The organism is Paraeggerthella hominis, assembly GCF_021044775.1.
Taxonomy (GTDB): domain Bacteria; phylum Actinomycetota; class Coriobacteriia; order Coriobacteriales; family Eggerthellaceae; genus Paraeggerthella; species Paraeggerthella hominis.
In genome coordinates, this window is record NZ_JAJNOQ010000002.1 from 195,130 (window position 1) to 218,315 (window position 23,186).

At 57.6% G+C, this 23,186-nt stretch carries 22 protein-coding genes and 1 pseudogene; 8 read left to right on the plus strand and 15 right to left on the minus strand.

Annotated elements, in window-relative coordinates:
• Nucleotides 1–2 precede the first annotated feature (2 nt).
• Nucleotides 3–1,298, plus strand: coding sequence for an Nramp family divalent metal transporter (locus LQE90_RS03110; protein WP_216529292.1), 1,296 nt, complete (start codon nt 3–5; stop codon nt 1,296–1,298).
• Here LQE90_RS03110 and LQE90_RS03115 read toward each other — a convergent pair.
• Nucleotides 1,295–1,768: an RrF2 family transcriptional regulator gene (locus LQE90_RS03115; RefSeq protein WP_114567950.1), complete on the minus strand. Its 474-nt coding sequence runs from the start codon at nt 1,766–1,768 to the stop codon at nt 1,295–1,297. The two genes, LQE90_RS03110 and LQE90_RS03115, sit on opposite strands and share 4 nt — an antisense overlap.
• 290 nt (nt 1,769–2,058) lie before the next feature.
• On the opposite strand from LQE90_RS03115, the gene LQE90_RS03120 reads away from it, so the two are divergent.
• A complete protein-coding gene (locus LQE90_RS03120; protein ID WP_216529291.1) occupies nt 2,059–2,730 on the plus strand; it encodes a 5-formyltetrahydrofolate cyclo-ligase in 672 nt (223 codons plus the stop codon).
• 57 nt (nt 2,731–2,787) lie between these two features.
• Here the strand turns inward: LQE90_RS03120 and LQE90_RS03125 are convergent, their stop codons facing one another.
• The 7 genes from LQE90_RS03125 to LQE90_RS03155 form a co-directional block, all read right to left on the minus strand.
• The gene (locus tag LQE90_RS03125; protein ID WP_216529290.1) at nt 2,788–4,443 is read right to left on the minus strand and encodes a Na+/H+ antiporter NhaC family protein; all 1,656 of its coding nucleotides are present in this window, start codon (nt 4,441–4,443) and stop codon (nt 2,788–2,790) included.
• Between the two features lie 198 nt (nt 4,444–4,641).
• Nucleotides 4,642–5,643: a YdcF family protein gene (locus LQE90_RS03130; protein WP_216529289.1), complete on the minus strand. Its 1,002-nt coding sequence runs from the start codon at nt 5,641–5,643 to the stop codon at nt 4,642–4,644.
• 517 nt (nt 5,644–6,160) lie between these two features.
• Nucleotides 6,161–7,705 (minus strand): sodium:solute symporter family protein, encoded by a 1,545-nt coding sequence (locus LQE90_RS03135; protein ID WP_216529288.1) that lies wholly within the window; start codon nt 7,703–7,705, stop codon nt 6,161–6,163.
• Between the two features lie 120 nt (nt 7,706–7,825).
• Nucleotides 7,826–8,017: a hypothetical protein gene (locus tag LQE90_RS03140; RefSeq protein ID WP_147269851.1), complete on the minus strand. Its 192-nt coding sequence runs from the start codon at nt 8,015–8,017 to the stop codon at nt 7,826–7,828.
• 295 nt (nt 8,018–8,312) lie between these two features.
• Nucleotides 8,313–9,548: a phenylacetate--CoA ligase family protein gene (locus LQE90_RS03145; protein ID WP_216529287.1), complete on the minus strand. Its 1,236-nt coding sequence runs from the start codon at nt 9,546–9,548 to the stop codon at nt 8,313–8,315.
• Between the two features lie 192 nt (nt 9,549–9,740).
• On the minus strand, nt 9,741–10,334 hold the full coding sequence (locus tag LQE90_RS03150; protein ID WP_216529286.1) for an indolepyruvate oxidoreductase subunit beta: 594 nt from the start codon (nt 10,332–10,334) through the stop codon (nt 9,741–9,743).
• Nucleotides 10,327–12,336, minus strand: a complete 2,010-nt coding sequence (locus LQE90_RS03155) for a thiamine pyrophosphate-dependent enzyme (protein ID WP_216529285.1) — start codon at nt 12,334–12,336, stop codon at nt 10,327–10,329. Before LQE90_RS03155 ends, LQE90_RS03150 begins: the two co-directional genes overlap by 8 nt.
• Before the next feature lie 629 nt (nt 12,337–12,965).
• Here LQE90_RS03155 and LQE90_RS03160 point away from each other — a divergent pair.
• Complete coding sequence (locus LQE90_RS03160) at nt 12,966–13,262, plus strand: TFIIB-type zinc ribbon-containing protein (RefSeq protein WP_216529284.1); 297 nt, start codon at nt 12,966–12,968, stop codon at nt 13,260–13,262.
• A 48-nt stretch (nt 13,263–13,310) separates the two neighbouring features.
• Here the strand turns inward: LQE90_RS03160 and LQE90_RS03165 are convergent, their stop codons facing one another.
• The 3 genes from LQE90_RS03165 to LQE90_RS03175 all read right to left on the minus strand — a co-directional run bounded on the left by LQE90_RS03165 (nt 13,311) and on the right by LQE90_RS03175 (nt 15,184).
• Nucleotides 13,311–13,997 (minus strand): queuosine precursor transporter, encoded by a 687-nt coding sequence (locus LQE90_RS03165; RefSeq protein WP_114566310.1) that lies wholly within the window; start codon nt 13,995–13,997, stop codon nt 13,311–13,313.
• 12 nt (nt 13,998–14,009) lie between these two features.
• Nucleotides 14,010–14,480, minus strand: coding sequence for a 5-(carboxyamino)imidazole ribonucleotide mutase (gene purE, locus LQE90_RS03170; RefSeq protein WP_114566311.1), 471 nt, complete (start codon nt 14,478–14,480; stop codon nt 14,010–14,012).
• A 77-nt stretch (nt 14,481–14,557) separates the two neighbouring features.
• A complete protein-coding gene (locus LQE90_RS03175) occupies nt 14,558–15,184 on the minus strand; it encodes a TetR/AcrR family transcriptional regulator (RefSeq protein ID WP_216529283.1) in 627 nt (208 codons plus the stop codon).
• Between the two features lie 198 nt (nt 15,185–15,382).
• Between LQE90_RS03175 and LQE90_RS03180 the strand changes: the two are divergent.
• From LQE90_RS03180 to LQE90_RS03190, 3 genes and pseudogenes are all read left to right on the plus strand, one after another.
• Nucleotides 15,383–15,526 (plus strand): annotated as a pseudogene (locus LQE90_RS03180) (twin-arginine translocase TatA/TatE family subunit); the annotation flags it as partial.
• Between the two features lie 405 nt (nt 15,527–15,931).
• On the plus strand, nt 15,932–16,831 hold the full coding sequence (locus LQE90_RS03185; RefSeq protein ID WP_216529282.1) for an IS1/IS1595 family N-terminal zinc-binding domain-containing protein: 900 nt from the start codon (nt 15,932–15,934) through the stop codon (nt 16,829–16,831).
• A gap of 167 nt (nt 16,832–16,998) precedes the next feature.
• Complete coding sequence (locus LQE90_RS03190) at nt 16,999–17,967, plus strand: Abi family protein (protein WP_216529281.1); 969 nt, start codon at nt 16,999–17,001, stop codon at nt 17,965–17,967.
• 339 nt (nt 17,968–18,306) lie between these two features.
• Here LQE90_RS03190 and LQE90_RS03195 read toward each other — a convergent pair whose 3' ends face one another.
• The 3 genes from LQE90_RS03195 to LQE90_RS03205 all read right to left on the minus strand — a co-directional run bounded on the left by LQE90_RS03195 (nt 18,307) and on the right by LQE90_RS03205 (nt 21,118).
• Entirely contained in the window at nt 18,307–19,434 is a 1,128-nt protein-coding gene (locus LQE90_RS03195; protein ID WP_216529280.1) for a hypothetical protein, read from the minus strand.
• Nucleotides 19,435–19,503: 69 nt separating this feature from the next.
• The gene (locus LQE90_RS03200) at nt 19,504–20,100 is read right to left on the minus strand and encodes a zinc ribbon domain-containing protein (RefSeq protein WP_216529279.1); all 597 of its coding nucleotides are present in this window, start codon (nt 20,098–20,100) and stop codon (nt 19,504–19,506) included.
• A 256-nt stretch (nt 20,101–20,356) separates the two neighbouring features.
• Complete coding sequence (locus LQE90_RS03205) at nt 20,357–21,118, minus strand: hypothetical protein (RefSeq protein WP_216529278.1); 762 nt, start codon at nt 21,116–21,118, stop codon at nt 20,357–20,359.
• A 97-nt stretch (nt 21,119–21,215) separates the two neighbouring features.
• Here LQE90_RS03205 and LQE90_RS03210 point away from each other — a divergent pair, with 97 nt between their 5' ends.
• Together LQE90_RS03210 and LQE90_RS03215 are read left to right on the plus strand one after the other, a co-directional pair.
• Nucleotides 21,216–21,431, plus strand: coding sequence for a helix-turn-helix domain-containing protein (locus LQE90_RS03210; RefSeq protein ID WP_114566321.1), 216 nt, complete (start codon nt 21,216–21,218; stop codon nt 21,429–21,431).
• A gap of 222 nt (nt 21,432–21,653) precedes the next feature.
• On the plus strand, nt 21,654–21,866 hold the full coding sequence (locus tag LQE90_RS03215) for a hypothetical protein (protein WP_216529277.1): 213 nt from the start codon (nt 21,654–21,656) through the stop codon (nt 21,864–21,866).
• A gap of 293 nt (nt 21,867–22,159) precedes the next feature.
• Here the strand turns inward: LQE90_RS03215 and LQE90_RS03220 are convergent, their stop codons facing one another.
• Complete coding sequence (locus LQE90_RS03220; protein ID WP_216529276.1) at nt 22,160–22,906, minus strand: restriction endonuclease; 747 nt, start codon at nt 22,904–22,906, stop codon at nt 22,160–22,162.
• Nucleotides 22,907–23,186 lie beyond the last annotated feature (280 nt).

Sequence of the window (23,186 nt, forward strand, 5' to 3'; positions counted from 1 at the left end):
TCATGGTCGAAAAGAACCTCGAGCGCGCGGACGCTGCGCAAGCGATCGACGAAACCGCACCTGAGAAAAAGAAACCCAATAAGCTCTGGCTGCTCTTGGCCGCCATGGGGCCCGGCATCGTAACGGCCATGGCCGGCAACGACGCCGGCGGCATTTCAACGTACTCCACCGTGGGAGCCAAGTTCGGGTTCGCCACGTTGTGGGTCATCCCCGTCATGTGCGTCCTGCTTATCGTGGTGGAGCTGACCGCCGCAAGAATGGGAGCCGTCACCGGCAAGGGCTTTGCGGCCCTCATCCGCGAGCGCTTCGGCATTCGTCTAACGGCGCTGGCCATGTTGGCGCTGCTCGTCGGCAACGTGTGCACCACGTTTTCGGAGTTCGCAGGCATCGCAAGCGGCATGGAAATGTTCGGCGTGTCGAAATATTTGGCAGTTCCGGTAGCCGCAGCTGCGGTGTGGCTGCTTATCGTGGGCGGCAGCTACAAGCGCGTAGAGAAAGTGTTTCTGATACTGTCGTTGGTGTTCGTCACGTACATCGTAGCCGCGTTCATGGCGCAACCGGACTGGGGCCAGGCACTGCAGAGCACCGCCATCCCCCGCATTGTGGAAGACAAGAGCTTCGTTTCCCTGGTCATAGCCATGATAGGCACGACCATCGCGCCGTGGATGATGTTCTTCAACCAGAGCAACGTGGTTGAAAAGGGCATCTCGGTAAAGGATCTGTTCTCCCAAAAAGTGGACGTGATTGCCGGCACGATAGCGGCTTGCCTGGTGGCGTGGTTCATCATCGTGACCACGGGCGCCGTGCTGCATCCGCAGGGAATCGAAATCGAATCCGCTGCCGATGCAGCACGCGCTCTCGCACCGTTCGCCGGGCACTACGCTGAAGCGTTGTTCGCCATCGGCCTGGTAGCTGCGTCGTTTCTTGCAGCATGCGTATTGCCGCTTACCACGGCGTTCGTTATTTGCGAAGCCTTCGGGTGGGAAGCGGGCGTTTCTTTCAAGTGGAAGGAAGCGCCGCTGTTCAAGAGCATCTTCACGTGCATTATCGTGTTCTCGGCCGTCATTGTGCTGGTTCCGAACATCGACTTGATGAACGTCATGCTCACGGCCCAGTTCGTAAACGGCCTTGTACTGCCGGTGCTGCTGGTGTTCATGGCAATTATCGCAGCCGACAAGCGCGTCATGGGCGCCTTCCGTTCGCGCATGACGTCTCGCGTGCTCATCTGGCTGACGGTGGGCATTGTAACGGTGCTCACCGTCGCCTTGCTGATCATGCAGCTTCTGGGTATCGGCTAGTTGTCCGCCACCAGGCGCTGGCTTTCCTGCTTGAGACGATCGGAGAGGTATTGCCGGCTGCTTGATTCGTCCTGAACGCACCCGAGCAGCATGTCGATGGTCAAGCTGGAAAGATACGCGTCCATGCTTTCTTCGATCAAGTTGTACGTTTGCTTGATGTTGTCGACCATCTCGCCGCCCTTGCGCGCGTTGCGCTTTTCACGCGTAGCGCGCTTGGAGTCTTCGTCAAGCGCCTTGATGATTTCAAGCACGCTGATTTCGGAAGCATCCTTGGCCAGTCGATAGCCCCCGTGCTTGCCCGGTCGGGCTTCGATGATGCCCGCATTGCGTAAAAGCTGCGCAAGCTGGATCAGGTAGTCGCGAGGAATGGACATATCCTCAGCAATGTCTTTGGAGGAGCAGGTAGCCCCTTGCGCAGCCAAGTACAGAATGGCTCGCATGCCGTAATCGGTCGATGCTTTGAGTTGCACTGGTATCTCCTAACTCGATCCATCACCGGACTCATATTGAGATTCGCGGTAAACGGTTCGCCTTATGGTCAAAGCTTGGCTTGAGTGTACCTAATTCCGATCGATTATAGCAAGGTCATTGATAGGCATGTAGGTCAAACCGAATTGAAACGGTTACGTTTACGATACGTTGCATGCACAAATGAGGTGCTACAGGCCGTCAACCGGCAGGGTCACGCGTGCAAGACCGAATCGCGCGAACGGGTACGGCGCGCAATGCAAGCCGGACAGCTTAGGCTATACTGGCTCGCATGGATGAGAAGAAACGTGTTCGAGAAGAAGTCCTTCGTCGTCGAGACGCTTTGAGCGCTCAAGTTCGCGCGCGCAAAAGCCTTGAGATTTGCCTTCGGCTGGAACGTTTGATTGCGGAATGCCTATCAGCAGACGCCGCAAGCGAAGAAGCGATTTCCCACACCGACGCGAAGCATGCGAGCGGAAGTCCGGGCGCCTGTTTCGACAAGCCTTGCATTGCCGTGTTCTCCGCCATGCGCAGCGAGGTGGATTTGAGCGCTTTCGTACAAGCGGCGCACACGCGTGCATGGAGCGTGTGCTTTCCCTGCATGCTGCGCGAAGCCGCCGACCAGCCTGCACGCATGGCGCTCTACCGTGTGACGCACGCACAGCTCGATCGTGCACGAACGACGTTTCTCGACCATCCGCTTCGCTGCCTAACGCCTGCAACGCTTGAACGCAACGGGTTCGAAGCCGTTGATCCCAACAAGCTCGACGTAGTAGCCGTGCCGCTGGTTGCGTTCGACGGACAGGGCAACCGTCTGGGATACGGCGGCGGCAACTACGACCGCCTGCTCCCCAACCTGCGCGCCGACGCTCTTGTTGTGGGCGTGGCGTTCAGCGAGCAACGCGTAGAGGTCGTGCCCTGCGAGCCTCACGACCAACCGCTTCCGCTTATCATCAGCGCCTAAAAAAGGAGGGCGCGGAACGAATCCCGCGCCCTCCCCTTGTTTCCTTCGAGCTCAAAACTACTTGGCTGCCCCGTACTTCGAACGGTTGAGCACCAGCACGGCCAGCACCATAACCACAGCGCCGCCCGCAAGGGAAATCCACGGATTGCCCGTGAAGCCGGCAACCACGTAACCCGCGAAGCAGATAACCGCAACCACGGAGGCGTACGGCAGCTGCGTGGCAACGTGGCGCAGGTGGTTGCACTGCGCGCCCGCCGACGACAAGATAGTGGTGTCCGAAATGGGGGACACGTGGTCGCCGTACACCGCACCACCCAGCGTGGCGCCGACGGCAACCAGGAACAAGGGGCCTTCAACCGGGAACACGCCGATAACGATAGGCAGAATAAGCGCGATAGTACCCCACGACGTGCCCATAGCGAAGCCGATGAAAGCAGCAACCAGGAAGATCACGGCGGGCAGAAGCTCCAAGCCAACGCCGATGCTGTTCAGGAAGCCGCTGACAAACTCTCCCGTGCCCAGCAGGTAACGGCAGGTACCGCCCAAGCTCCATGCCAGCACCAGGATCATGATGGCGCCCACCATCGAGCGAACGCCTTCCGAAATGCCCTCCATGTAGCCCGAAAGCGTCATGAGCTTGCGGGGCAAGAACATTCCGGCCGACACGACCAGCGCCACGCACACGCCAATGCACAGGCCGAACACCGGGTTCTCGCCCACGGCAGTGGAGAAGTCGACGCCCTGGAAGAAGCCGCCTGCGTACAGCATGCCCAGAATAGAGAACACGATCAACACGATGATCGGCACGATCAGGTCGAACACGCGCCCCTTGTCGGAGATGGTCATGCCCTTGAACTCTTCGACGGCCGCTTTCGCAGCATCTTCAAGCTCGTCTCGCTCGGCAACGATCGTCTCGATCTTGGCCGGCAGCGGGTCGCCTTCGGCGGTGCCGTCAAGGCGAGCCGTGGACACGGCCTCAAGCGCGCTGTCGGGCGAAGGGATGCGCTGCTGCTGGTCGGCCGACTTATGAGCATCGGCCTCTGCTTGGCGCATGGGACCGAAGTCGCGATTGGAGAAGCACATGAAGAATACGAACACGATGGTCAGAAGCGCATAGAAGTTGTACGGGATGGACTGGACGAACGTGGTGAACCCGCCTTCGCCCAAGTAGCCGCCCACGGCAACGGCCCACGACGACACCGGCGCGATGATGCAGATGGGAGCGGCGGTGGAGTCGATGATCCACGCCAGCTTCTCACGGCTGATGTTGAAGCGGTCGGTAACGGGGCGCATGACCGCGCCCACCGTCAGGCAGTTGAAATAGTCGTCCACGAAAATGATGATGCCCAGAAGCGCGGTCAAAACCTGCGCCATTTTCGCGTTCTTGATGTGCGTGGAAACCCACTCGGCGTACGCACGGGAGCCGCCAGCCGCGGCAATGACCACCACAAGCGCGCCTAAGAGCGCCAAGAACAACAGCAACGCCCCGTTGCCCGCTATCTGTTCCGCCATCATCTGCGGAACCATGGTGAACGAGTCCACCAACTGCTCGAACCCGGCACCGTTCAGCGTGAACTGGTAAATAACCATACCCGTGAACACGCCGATAGCAAGCGACGAGTACACCTCCTTCGTGATAAGGGCCAATCCGAGCGCCAAAATCGGCGGAACGATGGACCACACCCCCGCACTGATCAGGTCAAAACCTTCCATACAATCCCCTTCGTCGATATGACAACCGTGCGGTCGGGCGTGCCGGTTCCCTTCGAACGCACACGCGCGGCTGCACAATAATGGTCACTAGTATACCGAACCTCGCTCGAACGCGAAGGAAAACGCGGATGTTTAAGCCGCAAAATAGCGGTATCACCAGGCGAGCGTTACATTCTTGGGGATGTTCGGCGCAAGGTTTTACCGCGTCGCAAAGCTCAGCACGATCGGAATGGTCCACAGCACGAAGATGACCGCGAACGGCCAGCGATGCTCGTTGCTAACCGCCACGAACTCCCGTATGAACGCCGTCGGCCAGAAGTACCGGGCGGTCGTGCTCCCCACGCCTTCGGCGGCAAGACCAATCTTATGCGCGTACTCGGCAGCTCGGAACACGTGGTAGTCGCTTGTCACCACAACTGCACGGTAGCTGTCCTCGCCCGACCGAGCGTCCATGATCGCCTTGCTGTTGCGCAGGTTTTCCATCGTGGCTGAAGACCGGTCCTCCATAAGAACCGCATCGGCGGGCACGCCGCAACGATCGACCAAATACGTCCGCATGGCTTGAGCTTCCGAAACCTGCTCGTCAGGGCCTTTTCCGCCGGATGCCAGCATCAGCGCGCGACAGCCGCCAGCCTTCCACAGCTCCACGCCCTTGTCCAAGCGCCCTGCAAGCAGCGGAGTAGGCTCGGTGCCCGACAAACCGGCGCCGTGCACCACAATGTAGTCGTAGTCGCGACGCTTCGGCAAGCGACGATACAGCCACGAATACAAAAGCAGCGCGAAGAAGGTGAACGCGACGTACGAGCCTTCCATCAAAACAAGGAGGTACAGGGTCAGCACCGGGCCTGGAGCCTCCCAAAGAACCAGCAACGGACCGGCCAGGCACACCGCCACAATGGCTAAAGCCATCAACCCAGGCAGTGCATGCGAAAGCGAAAATCCCTCGCGCCTGATCACGACAACGGCATTCGCCAGCAAGAACACAACCAGAGCAATCGTGCCGAAGGGAATGGCCAGAATTCCCAAGCCGAACAACCATGGCATGTTGAACTGTATGGACATCCCCCAGAAAGCGAACAGGCACAACAGCAAGAAGTACATGGCGTTGCGAAACTGACGAGGCTCTTTACGGTAATTCCGCACGAACAGAAACCCGAAAACAAGAGCCGGCAAGTACGTGAACAGCAGCGAAAGGAGCATGAGAAACCTTTGATAATCGCGGAGGTCTTTTCCCTAGTATATCGCCTGACATTTCTTTGTCGCTAATCTGTTGCAAAGAACGCGCCTTTTGAGCAAACCGCCGAAGAGGGGCGAGCGTTCGGGCGCAGGGCCGACGGCCGGACGAGGGCGGGACGCGGGGCCGGCGGCTGGGGCAAAGGGCCCGCAGCCGGTTCGCGCGGCCGAGCGCAGGGCCGTTCTGTCAAAACGAACGAGTTTTGCTGGTCCTCGATCAAGGATAAAGGGGTGCCACACGCGTATGACCTGGTACGATAAAAACCGCATGCACGAGAACTTGCCTCGAGGGAAGCAAAACCGCCGCAAAACTCGTTCGTTTTGACAGAACTTGACGCCGCGCCTCAAATCCCGGCAGCAACAATCCGGCCGCCGGCCCCAACCCCACGCCTCGGCCCCGGCCCCGCCCCAGCCCGAAGAACGCAAACCCGCGTGCCAAGAGCCCCTCAAGCCCGGACCCTCGGCACGCAAGCGCAAGCCGCTGCTACTTTGCTTCGGCTTCCAACTCTTGAACGTACTCGCGATCGATGGCTCCCTGAACGCTCGGCGGGTCGATGTCGAAAGGAACGGACTTGGTGAACAGGCTGACCAGGGGAACCAGCACCAAAGAAAGCACCATGGCGATAGCGCCGCAGTTGATGGGAGAAGCGATCAACGGAGCGCCGAAGAAACCCGCGATCATGTTTCCGGTAGTCAGACCCACGCCCACGATAAAGCTAACCCATACGGCAGAGCGCGAAATACGCTTGGAGTACAGCCCCCAGAAGAACGGTCCCAGGAAGGCGCCGGCGAGCGCGCCCCACGAAATGGACATAAGCTGCGCAATGAACGTAATGGACGAGTTGTACTGCACAAGCGCAATCACCGCAGAGATCACGATGAACACCACCAGCAGCATGCGCATGTAGAACAGCTGCATCTGCTCGGGCATCTTCTTCACGATGTTTCCCTTGATCAAGTCAAGCGTCAACGTGGAAGACGACGTCAGGACCAGCGAGGAAAGCGTAGACATAGACGCGCTCAGCACCAGCACGATCACGATGCCAATCAGCAGGTCAGGCAGCGTGGACAACATGGTGGGCATAATGGAGTCGTACACCGGCGTTCCCGCAGCGGTCATTTCCACCTGGTCGCCGTACAGGCGCCCGAAACCTCCCAAAAAGTAGCTTCCTCCGGCAACGACCATGGCGAACACGGTCGAGATGATAGCGCCCTGCTTGACGGCGGGACCGCTTTTTATAGCGTAGAACTTCTGGACCATCTGGGGTAAACCCCAGGTACCCAGGCTGGTCAGCACGATAACGCCGATCAGGTCGGGAAGGTTCGGACCGAAGAAGCTCACAAACGGGCCGGCCATCTGAGAGCCCTCTGCCGGAATAAGCGAAAGCTGGTTAATGGCCTCGGTAAACCCGCCGTTGTTAGACAGCACGGCGGCAATGACGGCAACAATTCCTAGCAGCATGACGATACCCTGGATAAAATCGTTCACGACGGTGGCCATATATCCGCCCAGCACCACGTATATGCAGGTGATGACCGCCATTCCGATAACGCATACCTCGTACGGCAAACCGAACGCCATGCCGAACAAACGCGACAGCCCGTTGTACACGCTCGCGGTGTACGGAATCAGGAACACGAAGATGATGGCAGCGGCAGCGATGCGCAAGCCTTTCGAATGGTAGCGCGCTCCGAAAAACTCGGGCATCGTGGCCGCCTTCAAGCGATGCGTGACCTCGCGCGTACGCGGGCCAAGCACCCACCAGGCAAGCAAGCTTCCCAAAATAGCATTGCCGATGCCAATCCACGTGGCAGCAAGACCGTATTTCCAACCGAACTGTCCCGCATACCCCACGAAGATCACCGCGGAAAAGTAGCTTGTGCCGAACGCGAATGCTGAAAGCCACGGTCCTACGGAGCGACCTCCCAGCACGAACCCGTCAACGCTGGTGGTGTGTCGTCTGCAGTAAATGCCCACGCCTATCGCCACTCCGACAAATATGAGCACCATGCAAATTTTCTCGATCATGCGGATTATTCCTTACGTTGAATGCCTGCAACAAAAAAGCCCGTTCAAGAGCTTGAAGGCGCACACGAATTTCCAACGGATGCGTCGAGGTACGATGACGCGCCAGCAGAACCCCGTGTGCTAGAGGTATCGATAGGAATAATAGGAAACGTAATGAGGCTCGGCGGCGTCGAGCGCGCAGGGCTTCGAGCCCAAGTCGAGCGGTGCGAGAATTTCTGAGGACCGAGGGGCGAAAGCCCGGCACGCCGCCGCGAGAGCCAGCTCCAAACGCCAGCGTTCGTCAACAACGATATGTCCCTTTGCAGAATGCATGGGGACACTTTACCATAGCGCAGCGCCAACAGGCGGCAAAATACCGCGAACGAGCCATGCGCTTCTTCGCGCAGACGCAAGCCGTGGACCGCAAGCCCTAGGCCACAGGTGACGAACCGCGAACCGCAAGCCGCAGTCGACAGGCAACGAACCCGCCTTCTTCACGCGCAGCGCGCAAGACAAAGGCGTCGACAATCCGTCGCGCCAAAGCAAAAACCTCCCCGCACGCCTGCTCAGCGCACGGGGAGGAGCACCATCAACGTATCATCCGCGCAAGCCTCCCGCTAAAGCGCATTTAGTATCGGCTGTCGAAGATGCGCTTGGTCTTCTTTTCGCTGCGCGGAAGCTCACCCATGGGAACGCCCTTGGCGTCAGGAGTGCAACCGCATTTCGCCTTGAAGATCATGGCGAGTTCCTGCTCGGCGCGCTCCTTTGCCTCGTTCTGCAACGCGGTCTCGAACAGAACGGTCAGCACGTCTTTGCCGCTGATGTTCTCGATCATCACCTGGTACTCGCTGGAAGCCCCGTCGGTTATCGAGATGACCTCTTCAACCTGAGCCGGGAAAATGTTGCAGCCCTTCACCTTGAACATGTCGTCGGTGCGGCCCGTCAGCGTGTCGATGCGCGGATGCGCCAGCCCGCAGGCGCAGTCGCCGGGGATGATGCGCGTCAGGTCGTGCGTGCGGTAGCGAATGAGCGGCGCGCCCTGCTTGCGCAACGTGGTCAGCACCAGCTCGCCCACCTCGCCGTCGGGCACGGGCGCTCCCGTAACGGGGTCGACCACTTCGATATACACGTAGTCGGCCCACACGTGCATGCCGTTGTGCTCGCTGCACGAAATACCGATGCCGGGGCCGTACACCTCCGTCAGTCCGTAGATGTCGAAGATCTCCACGCCCAACTCGCCCGAAATGCGCTGGCGCATCTTGTCGCCCCAGCGTTCGCTGCCGATAACGCCCTTGCGCAGGCAGATCTTGTCGCGCAGGCCGCGCTCGGCAATCTCTTCGGCCAGCAGCAGCGCGTACGAGCTGGTTGCGCACAGCACGGTCGATTTAAGATCCTGCATCATCTTCAGCTGCTTTTCCGTGTTGCCCGGCCCCATGGGAATAGCCATCGCGCCCAGTCGTTCGGCACCCAGCTGGAACCCGATGCCCGCCGTCCACAAGCCGTAACCAGGCGTGATGTGGATGCGATCCTTGTTGGTGATCCCTGCGGTTTCGTAGCAGCGCGCAAACTGCACGGCCCAGTCGACAACGTCCTGCTGCGTATAGGGAACGATCACGGGCGTGCCCGTGGTTCCGCTGGAGCTGTGTATGCGCACGATCTCTTCGTCGGGAACGGCTTGCAGTCCCAAAGGATACGCGTTGCGCAGGTCGTCTTTTTCGGAGAAGGGCAGCTTCTCGAAATCTTGCTGAGTCTGCACATCGGACAAGTCGATGCCCTCGAACTTGGATCGATAGAAGGCGGAACGATTTTTCAGCGTTTCGAATTGCTTTTTGATAAGGGAAAGCTGATCGGCAGTCATCTGCATGAGGGGTCCTTTTCTCTCAACCGGAATGTTCGATTCATAGATGCTTCAAGCCTGCACAGAGCGAGACTTGAAGCTAAAGCCATCGACCAGCCGGACCCACGGCTATACAAGGCATATTGTTGAATACGAATTCCATGCGTTCCATTCTAGGCGAACAATCGAACAATGCAAAGCACTTTGAAAAGGACGAGCCTACCTTGCCGCCACATCGATGGCAGCAAGGTTGAGGTCCACGAAGCGCGGCTTCACGCACGCGCGGACCGCGCGGCGCAAGTCGTCCAGGCTGATCGGGATGCAGTTCGTGTTCAACGCACTAGCCAGCAGCAGCGTGTTGAGCACCTTGCGCCCGCCGGCCGCCTCCGTCAACGCGGCGTCGTCTACGGCAATCAGTCGAGCCTGCGTCCCAGCCAAAGATCGAGCGATGCCGTCCACAACGTCATCGGCGCGGTAAGGATGCTTGCCCAGCGCCGCAGTCACCGGCTGGATGGCCGTAACCGCAGCAACCATCACCCCGTCGGAAGAAAGATACGGAAGAACGCGCGCCGCCTCGGCGGGCTCGAACGCAATCACCAGATCGGCCGTGCCCTGTGCAACCAATGGCGCGAACACCTCTTCGCCCTGATCGCCCATGCGCACGTGAGACACCACGTTCCCGCCGCGCTGCGCCATGCCAATAGTCTCGGCAGTGCGAACATGCCAACCCTTGTCCTGGGCCGCTTGAGCCAGAACCTTCGCAGCCAGCACGGTTCCCTGGCCGCCGACGCCCGCAAGCAGCACATTACGCATGGGAGCCTCCTTCCGTCGCAGAGCCGTTAAGGGGTTTGTCCGCCAACGACGCATTCGCGTCCGACATCGTGATCGCATCGAACGGGCACACCTGGGTGCACAGGGTGCATCCGTTGCATAGGCTTTCGTCAACGAACGCCTGACCGCGCTCTTTGCTCTTTGGCCCGCGCGCATCAACGTTGAACCCTATACCCGGGCAGCCAATTTCCGTGATGCACTTTTTACAGCCCGTGCACAGATCCTGGTCGATCACCGCCGGAGGATTCGGCTTCACCAGCTGAATGCAAGGAGATTCGAACAGGATGGCGGAGGGGCCCTCGAACGAGACGGCCTTCTGAGCGGCCTTCGTGGATTCGTCGAAGTTCAGCGGATCAGCATGGACGATGCATTCGAAGCCCACGGCCTCCAGAACGCGCTCGATGGAAATAGGGGTGCGCGTATCTCCCATCAGCGTCACGCCGGTGCCCGGATGCGGCTGAGAACCGGTCATGGCAGTGGTCGCGTTATCCAGCACGCACACCGTGATGTCGTGGCCGTTGTACACCGCGTTCACAATGCCCGGAAGACCGCTTGCGAAAAACGTCGAGTCGCCCACGAACGCGAGCGTTTTCTTCTGCGGCTCGGCCACGGCAAATCCTTGCGCCATCGTGATACCCGCGCCCATGCACAAGCACGTGTCGACCGCATCGAGCGGTTGGGCGTTGCCCAGCGTGTAGCAGCCGATGTCTCCGCACAGGACGGCAGGCGTACGGCCCAAAGCGCGTTTAATGGCGTAGAAGCTGCCGCGATGAGGGCAGCCTGCGCACAAAACGGGCGGGCGGACCGGCAGCGGAGCGTCAGCGGACTCGTACACGGGCGGCTGGGCGGCGGAGCGCCCGTCGGAAAGGCCCAGGAAGCGGGCGATTCTGACGACGGCATCGTCCACGTCGTTCTCGCCGCGGTCGCGCGCGTCACCGGTAAGCTTGCCCTTCACGTCGAACGACGCATGCGTGCGTCCCGCAAAGACCAGCAAAGCGTCTTCCAGCACGTGGTCGAGTTCTTCAAGCACGAGCACCTGGTCAAGCCCCTGCGCGAAGCGTTCGGCGGTTTCCTCGGGGAAGGGATACGGGGTTCCCACCTGCCAAAAACGATAGGCCGGGATCTCGAAGCCCTCAAGCGTCGCACGCTCCTCGATCATGCGCAAGGCTTCCCGCGCGTAAGCAGCTGAAACGCCGCCCGCCACAATGCCCAAGCGGGGAACGGAAGCTTCCTGCGACGCGTCTTCCGCGGCAGCAGGGTGCGCGGCGCCGCCTTCTTCAATCGGGTTGAACGCCGACAGAACCGGATCGTTCGCATAATCGCCGGCGATGGACCGCAAGCGCTCGTTTATCTCGCCGTGCGCTTCGTATGCGCGGCGCGGGAAGATGACCCACTTCGGATCGCGCTCGAAGCCCTCTTCCGGCACCGGACGGGCAACCGTCGTCTCGGCAACCTCGAAGAACGTGGATGCGTGGCAAATGCGCGTGGTAGGCCGCACGATAACGGGCGTAGCGTAGCGCTCGGACAGGTCGAAGGCGGCCTGCATCATGGCAAACCCCTGGTCGGGAGTAGCCGGATCAAGAACGGGAATCTTCGCGAACGAGGCGAAGCGGCGCGTGTCCTGCTCGGTTTGAGACGATATGGGGCCGGGATCGTCGGCCACAAACAGCACGGTACCGCCCTTCACGCCCACGTAGTTCAGGCTCATCAGCGGATCGCTCGCAACGTTAAGACCCACCTGCTTACAGGTGAACAGCGTACGTGCGCCGCAGTAGGCAGCACCGGCCACCACTTCAAGCGCGCTCTTCTCGTTCGTCGACCACTCCACATGGACGTCGCGCGCGCTGCCTGCGCCGTGCAGTTTCGCTATCGTCTCGATAACCTCGGAAGACGGAGTGCCGGGATATCCCGCCACCACACGCACGCCCGACTCAAGCGCCGCGTGCGCGAACGCTTCGTTCCCCATCAACAATTGCTTCGTCATACGTCTCGCCTGTCTCGCTTTTCGCGGTTCGTGAAGGACCTGCACACGAACGAGTGTTTCACGTGAAACATTTCCGTTCCCATGATAGCAAACCCTTCGCTAGGATTTTCGACGGAGCCGCTGCACATCGGTCGCAGGAGAGCCTTCTCCACAGGAAGTGCCGCGCGACCTCGAACAAGAGGTGCGCTTTGCCCGTTGTCGAACGGCAGTCGATATGCAACGAGAGACGCGCAGCGAAGAAAGCGCAACCGGGCCGTGAGCATTCCGAGCAAAACCGCCCCGCCGAGCAAACATCGGCATCGGGTTGATCGGCGGCCCCTGAAAATGCGGACGCGAGCGGGGACCTGCGACACCGATCGTCGCCTACAAAACCATAAAACCGCGCATTGGCCTTATCCTGGAACGCGACGGGCATTTTTACGAATACGCCGATCGGAATTGCTCTTCGAAGCTTGATTTCTTTGACATGGGCCCCGTTCGCATCCGCGCAGTCCATCCTCGAACCCGCTCTATGCAGGCAAGAAATTCTTATGTCGTTTCTGATATAAAAGCAAAGAACTTTACCTAAGGCGCGTTTGCGCTCAAAATGGAGGCGCATCGTTTTGCATCCCCGAGAGCAGGAGGTTCCTATGAAATGCCCCCTCTGCAATGTCGACCTGATCATGAGCGAGCGCCAAGGCATCGAGATCGATTACTGCCCGCAATGTCGCGGCGTATGGCTCGACCGCGGCGAGCTTGACAAGATCATCGAGCGCTCAACGTCCCTGGCGGCCCCCGCTGCCGCGCCGAGCGCATCGTATGCAAGCGCGCCCGAGCGCTACGACGAGCGCCGCTATGAGGACAAATACCGTGACGACTATTACAAAAAGGGAAAGAAGAAAAAGCGCGGGGATTTCCTGGGCGACCTCTTCGATTTCGGCGACTAGCCAGCTTCGTGCGTCGCGTGGCCGTCCGAAGACTACCGCAATACGTCGTTAGGCGGCCACACGCGCTCGAACCCTCACGATCACCAGTTTCGTTACGGGATACAGAACAACTTCGTACAGCACCTTGAACAGCACTTGCGAAGCGACCATGGCAATGACGACCTCCGGCGAAAACGTTCCGGCGAACGCGATGGTAATAAACACAAGGGAGTCCACCGTTTCCCCTAAAAGGGTCGACGAAACGCAACGAAAGAACAGGTGCTTGTCGAAGCGCCGCTTCAAGGACGCCATCACGTACGAGTTGAGCAAACTCCCCAGCAAATAAGCGGCAAGCGAGCCTAAAAGAATGCGCCACGAGCTGCCCAGCGTAATAGCGAAGGCGCTGTCGACGCTCGGATCAAGGCCCGGAAGCGCGATGGCAACATGAAACGCCAGCGCCGCCAGCGCCGCCAATGCGAATCCCAGCAAAATAGCCGAGCGCATGCGCTTGAATCCGAACACGTCGGACAGCACGTCATTGATTATATACACCACGGGGAACGTCAAAATAGATGCTGGAAGCGTAAAAAGCCCCAGATCAAGAGCTTTTGCGGCCAGTACGTTCGATATAACCAACGTACCGCAAAACAGCGCCGTGAACACTCCGTACACGCGCAAGCCTTCCGCCGAAACGGCCGGGGCGCCGTCTCTTGCCGGGCAGACAAGAGCGGCGCCATCCCCCTGATGCTCGGTCACGTTCGCCTGCTCCTATGCTTCGGCCATGCCCTGCTTGAAGTCGATGATCTTCTGACGCGCGTCGTCGCAGCCCGTGCCCAGCATTTGAACAGCCAAGATAGCGGCGTTCTTCGCGCCGTTGATAGCAACGCACGCTACGGGAACGCCGGAAGGCATCTGCACCATGGAAAGAAGGGAGTCCAATCCGCCTAGGTCGCTGGTCTTCATGGGAACGGTGATGACCGGGTTCGGCGTGTAAGCCGCCACCACGCCGCCCAAATGCGCCGCCTTGCCGGCCGCAGCCACAATCACGCGGATGCCGCGCTCGTGCGCAGTAGACGCCCAGTCGTGCACGTCCGCCGGCTTGCGATGCGCGCTGGCAACTTTGACCTCGTACGGAATGCCGAACTCGTCAAGCTGCTTCATGCACGGCTCCATGGCCGGCATGTCGCTTTCGGATCCCATGATAATGCCCACAAGCGGGGTGTTCGGTTCGCAGGACATGACTGCTCCTTATCCTCGTTCGCTCCGCGGCGCGGATCCCGCGCGCGATGCGTCTGTTTTCGTTCGCTGCAAGTGTATCATCCGACGATGCGGCGAACGACCTCCTCCACGTCCTCTGCCGACATAAGCCCTTCGGACGGGTTTCGCGCCGCGCGAGACAACGCGAACTTCGCCGCCTCCAACGCCTCGGAAACCACGATGCCCGCCTCTTCAGAAGACGACAGAAGCTCGGGGCACGTGCGCAATTGCGGGCGTTCGTCCAGATACGAAGCTACAAGCGTCCTGAAATCGGCTACGAATTCAAACGCGTTGTCCAAGAACATCTTCATAAGCGACGGGGTGTCTTTCACCAACGCAACGCGAAGCGACGATACGTCGCTTTCCCAGTCGAACGACTCAACCACCTGCAAGAACAACGTCAGCGTGGCGGTGAACATGGTAGCGGGCATCAGGCGGTCGAACGCCGCATGAACCGCATCGGGATCAAGGTTGTACGTGCCGATGCCCACGATTGCAGCATCTTTCGTAGGAAAATAATTGAAGAACGTGCCTTGAGAAACCTGAGCGCGTTCGGAAATCTGCGCAACCGTTGTATTGTCGTACCCTCGCTCTTGCACCAACGTGATAGCCGCGCGCTCGATAGCCGCGCGCGTTGCACGGCGCTTTCGCTCGCGCAAGCCGTGCGGAGCCGCATCGTTAGACATAGTCAACCCTTCGTTTGCAATATCGATTCGAATTATACGAAGCTGTGCTGAACCTTGCAGCAATATTGTTGTTTACCTATAAAATTGTAGTGACTATAAATTTAATGTTGCTATAATGCAAGTCAAATATACGCAACCGCGCAAACGCGCACGCAGAGAACCGCTAAGCACGGAAACTTGCTCAAGAAGGAGTGCAGCATGAGGATATTCGGCATGGGAATGCCTGAACTTGTTTTGATTCTGGTAGCCGTCCTGCTTATCTTCGGTCCGAAAAATCTGCCGAAGCTGGGGGCCATGCTCGGCCGAGGCGTGAAGAAGCTGCGCGGGCGCGTCGAAGACGACGACATGGAGCCGAGCGCCAAGCAAGGGGCGTAGCGCCGCTCTTAACCGCATGTGTTTCATGCCCCCGAAAACGTCCCGATCACCGGGGCGTTTTCGTATATAAGGGCCGATAAAGACGGTGTGCGAGCGAAAACTCGCAACTCTCCAGCACCGCACGCCCGATCAGAGGCAGACGAAAGCCCAGACACGAAAAAGCGCCCCAATCGGGGCGCTTCGCAATGCAATGGTGCTGTATTAAAGCACTTTTGTTGATTTCCCTGCTCGGACCGCGATTCCGCCTTTTCGCGAAGCGATTATTCACGCTCGGCTATCCTTTGAAAAGCCCTCTCCATATACGAAAACCCCCTGAGCGCCCATCGCCTTGATCTGCTACCTTTCTACGAAAGAGCAGAAAGGAGGCGCGCCATGGCCTTGAAGGAGCAGCCTTTGTCGAGGTTCCCTCGGTTCTTTCGCCTGACCCCGCCCGAAGAGCGCCCGCGCGAGTACTTCGTCCTGGACTTCGAAACCACGGGACTCGATCCTCAGCTCGACGTTATCACGGAAATCGCGGTGCTCAGGGTGTTCGACCGGCAGGCGGCGGGCATGTACAGGACTGCGGTCGCCGCAAAGCGGATCGTAGGCGGAGTCCGTCCCGGCACGAAGCCGTCTGCCGTCCTAATAGGCGATGGCGTCTCCCTTGAGCAAGCTGCGAACGAGATGGGCAGGTTCTTCGAAGGGAAGAACCTGCCCATCTTCGCCCACAACGCCCGGTTCGACGCGCGGCTCCTGTTCTGCAAGGGGCTGGCGGACTTCCTGCCGCCCGAATGCCCGATCATGGACAGCATCGAGCTGGCCAAGCGGGCGTTCCCGAACGAAGCCTCCTACGCCCTCGACTCCCTTGCGGACAGCCTCGGGCTGAAGCGCTTCGCGGCGCACCATGCCGACGGGGACGTGCTCTGCACGGCCCAGCTCGTCGAGGCATGCTACGCGAAGCTGGGATCGCCCGCGCAGGCCGTCGTGCAGACCGAGCTTGCGCTGGGATTGCAGGAGCGCCCCTGCCCCAGGTGCGGGTCCCCTCTCGTATGCAAGGACGGCTTCACGCAAGCGGGCAGCCAAGTCTACCGCTGCAAATCGTGCGGCAAGAAGTTCTCCGACAAGTCCGTGAAGAAGGAAGCGGGCGAGGCGAAGGAGCCGAGCGGTACAGCCGCACGCGGAAGCTCGAAGCGCTGCCGCCATTGCGGTTCCGCCGCCCTGGTCGTGAAGGAACGCCGAGGCGCGAGCACGCGCTTCAGGTGCAAGGACTGCGGCAGAACGACGACACATTAGCACCGGATCGGATGCATTAAGGACTTTCAAATATTAGGAAACATGCTACATTCGGGATGAAGAAAGACATGAAGAACTTGAGGAACGGACACCTGGAACAATTCTGGCGTTAGTTGTATAATCGCTCAAATATCATCTAGTCAATCAACTAAAAGAAAGAGCGCCAATTGGCAACTTTGAACTCTCTCATGAAGCATTTGAGGGCAAGCGGGATAGAAATCAGAGGATCTACTCAGAAACGCAAGCTCAAAAACCTCGGCTATTACCATGGATACAAAGGATATCGTTTTGCAGGAGACTCCGCAAATAGACTGAACATCTCTTCATTTAACGATATCTCTCTACTCAATGAGTTCGACATGCAGTTGAAAACGCTCTTCTATCCAAGGCTTTTATTTATCGAAACCGCTTTGAAGAACTACACACTTGAGGCGGTTCTTGAAGATTCTTGCTCACACAAACTCGAAGATATTTGGGCGAAGAGCGTAACGGGGTATCGCGACTATGAGGAATCAAGGAAAAAATACAAGGAAGCCTGGGAAAAGCGCTTCCGACTGCGGAAAGAGATCGATGATCTTATCTTGCGCAACCATGCGTCAAAGCCTGTTTTCAGCCACTTTTGGAACAACGATAGAGCGATTCCTATCTGGGCTGTTTTCGAAACTATGACACTCGGTAATTTCGGCATGTTTTATGCCTGCCTAAATAGAAGAGTAAAGGAACAAATTATCGGCGATTTGAAGATGCCGTCCAACGTCGATTCACCGAAGCAGCTCGGGCAGATTATTTTCGCACTCAAAGACCTTCGCAACGCCGTCGCTCATAACGGCGCGGTTTTCGATGTCCGTTTTAAAAGCGGAGGAATCGCAAAAAACGTAACGGATCTTCTTTTCCTGGAAACAAAAACCGCTGATTTGAATTTTTCCAGCATTACCGACTATGCAATCTTGATTTTGTATATGATGAAAAAACTTGGGTGCACTAAAACTGAATGTCGTCAATTCATCAATTCTTATTCTCAAATTCTAGAAAGATTTCGCAGCGAGCTTTCCTATGATATTTATGGTAAAATTATTCAACCCGACAACAGAAAAAAGCTTTCTTCAATTATCAACTACGTAAAAAATTTGCCGTAAGTCCTTTGTTGCTGCGAAACGTGGTATTATATATTCAATTAATTGCGGTGGAAGCCTTTGGGTGACACCTGGGAGAACCCGATGCGTCGGGTTCTCCTTATATATGGGGAGAAACGCGGTATCTGCCAACTATTCCACGTATACGTTGAAGAAACTCGCAAATGACCGCAAATCAAAGATTGCGTTTCAAAAGGGTGCCTTTCCGAATTATTCACTGTCTGTAGCGTGTGGGCATTCGGAACTCTTTCCAGACTATTCCAGAACCGTATTCTTCGGATTCGCCGTCCTATCTTTTTGATCTGCTTGAAGCTGCGACGAAGCAACAACCCGCCCACGTCGCTACTTCCACTGGCCGCAACCGGAGCATACGTACCCGGTGAGCCGCTGCTCGGTGCGCTCGGGGGAGACGACGACGGTTTCGTAGTAGCCGCGATCCTCTTCGTAGCCGCTAGTAACAAACCCATAAATTGTGCCCGTTTGTTCCCAATGCATATCCTGATGAGCCTGCGCTTCGGAATAAGAGTATGTATGCGTCCCGCAATGTCCGCACGTATAGCGATTGACGTAGATCCAGTTCTCGACCCAGCGCTGTTCGGTGACGGCGGGGATGGTGACGGTCTCGTACTGGGCGACCCAGTCGTGCTGGTGCGCGGGAGGCTGTGGGGTCGGATCGGGGGTCGGCGTGGGAGTCGGAGCAGGGGTCGCGCCTCCGCCGTTGCCGGAACCGCCGTTGCCGGTGCCGCCGCCGGAGCTATTGGAGTTGTTGCCGGAGGAACCGCCGCCGTTGTTGCCGCCCGAGGGTGCGGGCGGGGTGGTCTGGACGGAGTCGCCGCTTCCGGGGACGGAAGGCGCGGTCTCGGCCTTCGCGACGACGTTCTTCGCCGCTTCGGCGTTGCCGGACGCTTCCAAGATAGTAGCGACGGCTTCGAGCTGTTCCTTGGTCATCTCCTCTTCGGGCAGTGCTTCGAGCTTCACCTCGACCTCGACCGCCTTGCCTTTGCCGTCCACCTTGAAGGCCGTGGGCTTCTCGGGCAGCTTGAAGGCGGAGCCGGTCGAGGTCACCGGGGCGCACGTGACGATGAGTTCGTACTCGCCCTCCGCGAGCTTGCCGATCTCGACGGCCTTGTTGGCCTCGACTTCGCGCTCCGCGATGACGGTTTTCTTGTCCTTGCCGACCGCGACGACCTTCGCCTTGGTCGCGCTGCCGTCGGCTCCTTCCGCGCGAACGGTGAGCTTGACGGCGGACTGGGACTTCTGCGGGGAGCTCGCCGCAGCCTGGGACTGTTGGTTGGAAGGCGGATCGGCGGTCTCGGCGGGGCCGCCGAGGGCGCACGCGAGCGCCGCTCCCCCGGCGATCGCCACCGCAGCTGCCGCTGCCATCGCGATCAGGACGGGCTTGCGGGGACGCTTGGGGGCGACCGGCGGAGTTTCGGCAGGAGCTTCCAAGCTTTTCTTTTCATCGTTCACGGTCGAAGCCTCGGCTTTTCAATCGGCGGGTCAACGACCCGCATCTGACGCTTGAAGGCAATGCGGAGATCAGCCTTCTCGGAAGTTGGCCACCGTGACGTCGGCGCGGTTCTGCAGCAGCTCGGCATCCCGTTGCGCCGCCTTGATCTTCGACCGGAGGTAGAAGAAGTACGGTATCCCGGCGAACATGCAGAACACGATGACCAGGTAAAACACTATAAGCACGAAGATCCATGCGAACACGATGATCGCCCCGTGGTTGGAGATGAAGTCCTTGATGGGCATGAACCCGAACGGGGCGAAGAAGAAAAACGGTCCTACGATGATGGCAAGGGGAATCACCGAAAGAAATTGGTCGGGCGAAGAGGCGGAGGCCATCAAGGGGATCGCGGTCAGGCTGATTCCCGTCAACGCCGCGATCGCTCCGGCAATGGTGCAGGAGGTGCGCCGTTTCTTCAAGCGCTCGAACTCGGCATTTGCGTAGAATGCGGCGCTGCGGGCGTCCTTCGCCTCCTGCTCTTTCCTCAGCTGGTCGCGCTGGTAATGAAAATACTGGTGCATGCCTGCGGCGAACTCGCTCGACGGCTGCCCGTCGGCTCCAGCTCCGCACTGGGGGCAGAATCGAGCCTCCTCGTTCATCGCGGCACCGCATTTCTGGCAGTTCATGAAGTTCTCCTTGCTCGTTTCCCATTCACTCAACCACTGGCGCCAAGCCTACGTAGCCGCCGAAAAGCACTTTTCAACCAACATGCCAGGCTCATCGGCACCACCATTACCAGGATCAAAAACAACCTCACCGTCGGCCATGGGATACGCGACAGTATCCACGCCTCCACAAGAAAGCAGCTGCTTTCGACCAAGCACCTTTTGATAAGTCGATTTTTACCCTGATTGCATGAAAGCCGCCAGAAGAAACTCTGTCCTATAGCTTGACTAGGAGCGATCCGTTTTGATGCAGTATCACTTCACCAATTTCATCCTTGTCGTATGAGTTAACTACGACTTCCGGCTTACTTATAGGATCCGCGCCGGTTTGGTTTCCATCGTCAACTTGAACCTTTAGATCATCCGGTGCGTAAGACGCCTCGCACTTCGGCTCGTACGCGATTCGCCATGTTCCATTAGCCGCTCCGTCGTATGTTTTGCCAAGGCTCTTCCCGAATACGTCCGTCATTTCGTAGCGGCATTCGCAAGTCCACGTCCCGTCCTCCTTGAACGAAACCGATACCTGCTGCTCTTCTCTCAAAACACTCTTGTACGCGTAAGAGCCGATGAGATTGCCCTTGATCGTCTTGGCAAGCTCATCTCTCTGAGCATTGGCGGCATCTACGAGAGCGTCGTAGGTCTCCTGCGCTTTTGCCTGCTCCTTTACGAGAGTCCTGGCATCGTCGCCCATGGTTGTAAGCGTTCCATCGCCTTTTTGCAAAGCTTCGTTCACCCATCCGCCGGTCATGCTGACGGAGGAATCGGTCTCGGTCCAGTTCCCTGTGTTTCCGCTATCATCAATCCACGTACCGTTCTTGTCAAACGTGACGAATTCCATCTTCCCATCGTCCACATCCACGTGGTACCACGTTCCGACAACACCGCTTCCCCCCGCGCATCCCGCAAGACAGACCAGCGCCGCTGCAATAGCGACGATCACGCTAGCTACTAGCCGCATGCTCTTTTTTCGATTCTTCATCGTTCCCCTTTCTCGATGGCTTCAGGCGTATCTATGTGCATTGCAAGTGGGTCTTATAAGACCCACATTGAACAAGTTTAGTCGATAGGCTGAACCAATGACAGTCGCAACGAGGAAAATAGTCGGCCAGCGTATAAAGGAGCTGCGCGAGCAGGCCGGTCTGAACCAGACGGAAGCCGCCGGGAGGCTTGGCATGGAGCGCAGCTACTACGCCAAGATCGAGCGCGGGGAGCGCAACTGCACCCTCGACGCCTACGAGCGGATCGCGGCGGGGTTCGGCCTTTCCCTCGGCGAGTTCTTCGAGGGCCTTTGAACCGGCTGCTTCGCTACGCGAGCTTGCCCACGTAGAAGGCCCCCAATCGATGCCGACCCCGAACGGCAGTTCCAGACCCAACAGTAAAGCTCCTTTTCCCGCCAGGCGAACCGTCTGGCTTTTTTAATGTTCGCGTTCGAGCAAGAACCCATGCAATAAGCCTTTTCTATATACTATTGTCAGACAAAATATTCGTAAACGTCAGACAATATAAGGACGAGTATGAACGCCAGCGAAAACACTGAAAGCAGCCGCCGCATAACGGTGCGCCTCAAAGGACGTTTGAAGACGGAGTTCGAAAGGGCGTTGGAGAACATGAGCGCGACCGAGATCGTCACCGCCGCTCTGACGCAGTACCTGATGATAGGGCGAGAAAACGTCATGCGGCCTAATACGAACGAATACGAAGCCCCTTCCATAACCGAGAAGAATTGAAAATGGAATACTGCCGATGCAAAAGCGAGGATGGCGCTATGCGATCATTTTTGATTTCCCTAATTGCGTCCTTCTCTTTTGCCATCGCCGCTTTTACAACATTGGGAATTTGGGTGTATATTAATTTTGAGAAAGGAATGATCGAAAGTAATTACATTCCTCTTTATCTATATCTAGCGCAGATATTTCTCTTTGCAAGAGTCGGATGGTTTGCCCTTAACGGTGGAGTCGCTGGGCTTTCTCATGCGCAATACACGCTTCGCGCAATACTAAGCTTTGCTTATGGCCCGCTCTTAGCTCTCGCGTCTGTTTATTGCTTCATCCTTCAACCATCTACAGAGGCTTTTAACTTCCTTGACGAAATGATGATCCTCCTTATAAGCGGAGGGTGCGTACTTTTTCTTATCGTGTTTAAACCTAAAACGCCTACGCCGAAAGAACCTGATTATTCTTAGTATGCATCTCGGACAGAAAACCGCCGTATACCGAAGAACCCGTATGTCTTCGTTTACCTTCTCGTCATTGCCATCTTGCAACGCTTTATAAGTTTCACCATTCAGGAGGATAATGCCAAGCGTTTTTGCCGCCGTTTTAGCGGGATCGGAAAAATCAGTGTTCGTAAACGCTATTGCATAGTCGGCATCATAAAATGCTTGAGCGTAGCTTGCCTGGTATATCGCAGCAATAGACGAATGGGTTTCTGGTTTGTTTTGTTTCTTGCATTGAACGACGCATTTCTTAGCCCAGTAATCAACTATTAAGTCGCCTCCAAAATCACCAAAAGACCGGCGGTTGACGCTCAGGGATGTTGGTCGATGGGCGTTTGTCAGAGCCGTTTTACTTCCGTTCAATAGCCGCTCGACCTCTTTTTCGAAATCTGAGCCATTCAACTCGTACGAACTCTTCTTCTGACGATCGTCGCTTGTTTCAATTATCCGACATATCAATTGACGAATTAAGAAGAGGCTGAGTAGCGAACCGAGCACCAACACGCCTCCAGCAAATACCAAAAATACCGAAACGCTCTGCTCTATCAACATTTACGTCCAATCCACTACTTCTTGCAAAACCGTTGAACCGGACTCATGCGGCCTGTAAGACTTCGTGTTTTCCCCTGATCAGCCATCAACCGATCCTCGCATGACGGCATATAATATACTTTTCACGAGAACCGCAGGTCAACAACCGGGAAACAGGGGGAGCAGGATAACGAAAGAAGTCTTGTATCCCATTTTGAAGAACCGCGGATCCATCTGCGAAAACGTCGATTCATAACCCACTCTCTTTTCGAGCAATACAACATCTTGTATCTTCCTTAAA

What these genes read in the sequence shown, in the direction of transcription:
- LQE90_RS03110 (WP_216529292.1), top strand. Translation starts at nt 3, where the DNA reads ATGGTCGAAAAGAACCTCGAGCGCGCGGACGCTGCGCAAGCGATCGAC.
- LQE90_RS03120 (WP_216529291.1), top strand. Translation starts at nt 2,059, where the DNA reads ATGGATGAGAAGAAACGTGTTCGAGAAGAAGTCCTTCGTCGTCGAGAC.
- LQE90_RS03125 (WP_216529290.1), bottom strand. Translation starts at nt 4,443, where the DNA reads ATGGAAGGTTTTGACCTGATCAGTGCGGGGGTGTGGTCCATCGTTCCG.
- LQE90_RS03130 (WP_216529289.1), bottom strand. Translation starts at nt 5,643, where the DNA reads ATGCTCCTTTCGCTGCTGTTCACGTACTTGCCGGCTCTTGTTTTCGGG.
- LQE90_RS03135 (WP_216529288.1), bottom strand. Translation starts at nt 7,705, where the DNA reads ATGATCGAGAAAATTTGCATGGTGCTCATATTTGTCGGAGTGGCGATA.
- LQE90_RS03140 (WP_147269851.1), bottom strand. Translation starts at nt 8,017, where the DNA reads ATGCATTCTGCAAAGGGACATATCGTTGTTGACGAACGCTGGCGTTTG.
- LQE90_RS03145 (WP_216529287.1), bottom strand. Translation starts at nt 9,548, where the DNA reads ATGCAGATGACTGCCGATCAGCTTTCCCTTATCAAAAAGCAATTCGAA.
- LQE90_RS03150 (WP_216529286.1), bottom strand. Translation starts at nt 10,334, where the DNA reads ATGCGTAATGTGCTGCTTGCGGGCGTCGGCGGCCAGGGAACCGTGCTG.
- LQE90_RS03155 (WP_216529285.1), bottom strand. Translation starts at nt 12,336, where the DNA reads ATGACGAAGCAATTGTTGATGGGGAACGAAGCGTTCGCGCACGCGGCG.
- LQE90_RS03160 (WP_216529284.1), top strand. Translation starts at nt 12,966, where the DNA reads ATGAAATGCCCCCTCTGCAATGTCGACCTGATCATGAGCGAGCGCCAA.
- purE (WP_114566311.1), bottom strand. Translation starts at nt 14,480, where the DNA reads ATGTCCTGCGAACCGAACACCCCGCTTGTGGGCATTATCATGGGATCC.
- LQE90_RS03175 (WP_216529283.1), bottom strand. Translation starts at nt 15,184, where the DNA reads ATGTCTAACGATGCGGCTCCGCACGGCTTGCGCGAGCGAAAGCGCCGT.
- LQE90_RS03185 (WP_216529282.1), top strand. Translation starts at nt 15,932, where the DNA reads ATGGCCTTGAAGGAGCAGCCTTTGTCGAGGTTCCCTCGGTTCTTTCGC.
- LQE90_RS03200 (WP_216529279.1), bottom strand. Translation starts at nt 20,100, where the DNA reads ATGAACTGCCAGAAATGCGGTGCCGCGATGAACGAGGAGGCTCGATTC.
- LQE90_RS03205 (WP_216529278.1), bottom strand. Translation starts at nt 21,118, where the DNA reads ATGAAGAATCGAAAAAAGAGCATGCGGCTAGTAGCTAGCGTGATCGTC.
- LQE90_RS03210 (WP_114566321.1), top strand. Translation starts at nt 21,216, where the DNA reads ATGACAGTCGCAACGAGGAAAATAGTCGGCCAGCGTATAAAGGAGCTG.
- LQE90_RS03215 (WP_216529277.1), top strand. Translation starts at nt 21,654, where the DNA reads ATGAACGCCAGCGAAAACACTGAAAGCAGCCGCCGCATAACGGTGCGC.
- LQE90_RS03220 (WP_216529276.1), bottom strand. Translation starts at nt 22,906, where the DNA reads ATGTTGATAGAGCAGAGCGTTTCGGTATTTTTGGTATTTGCTGGAGGC.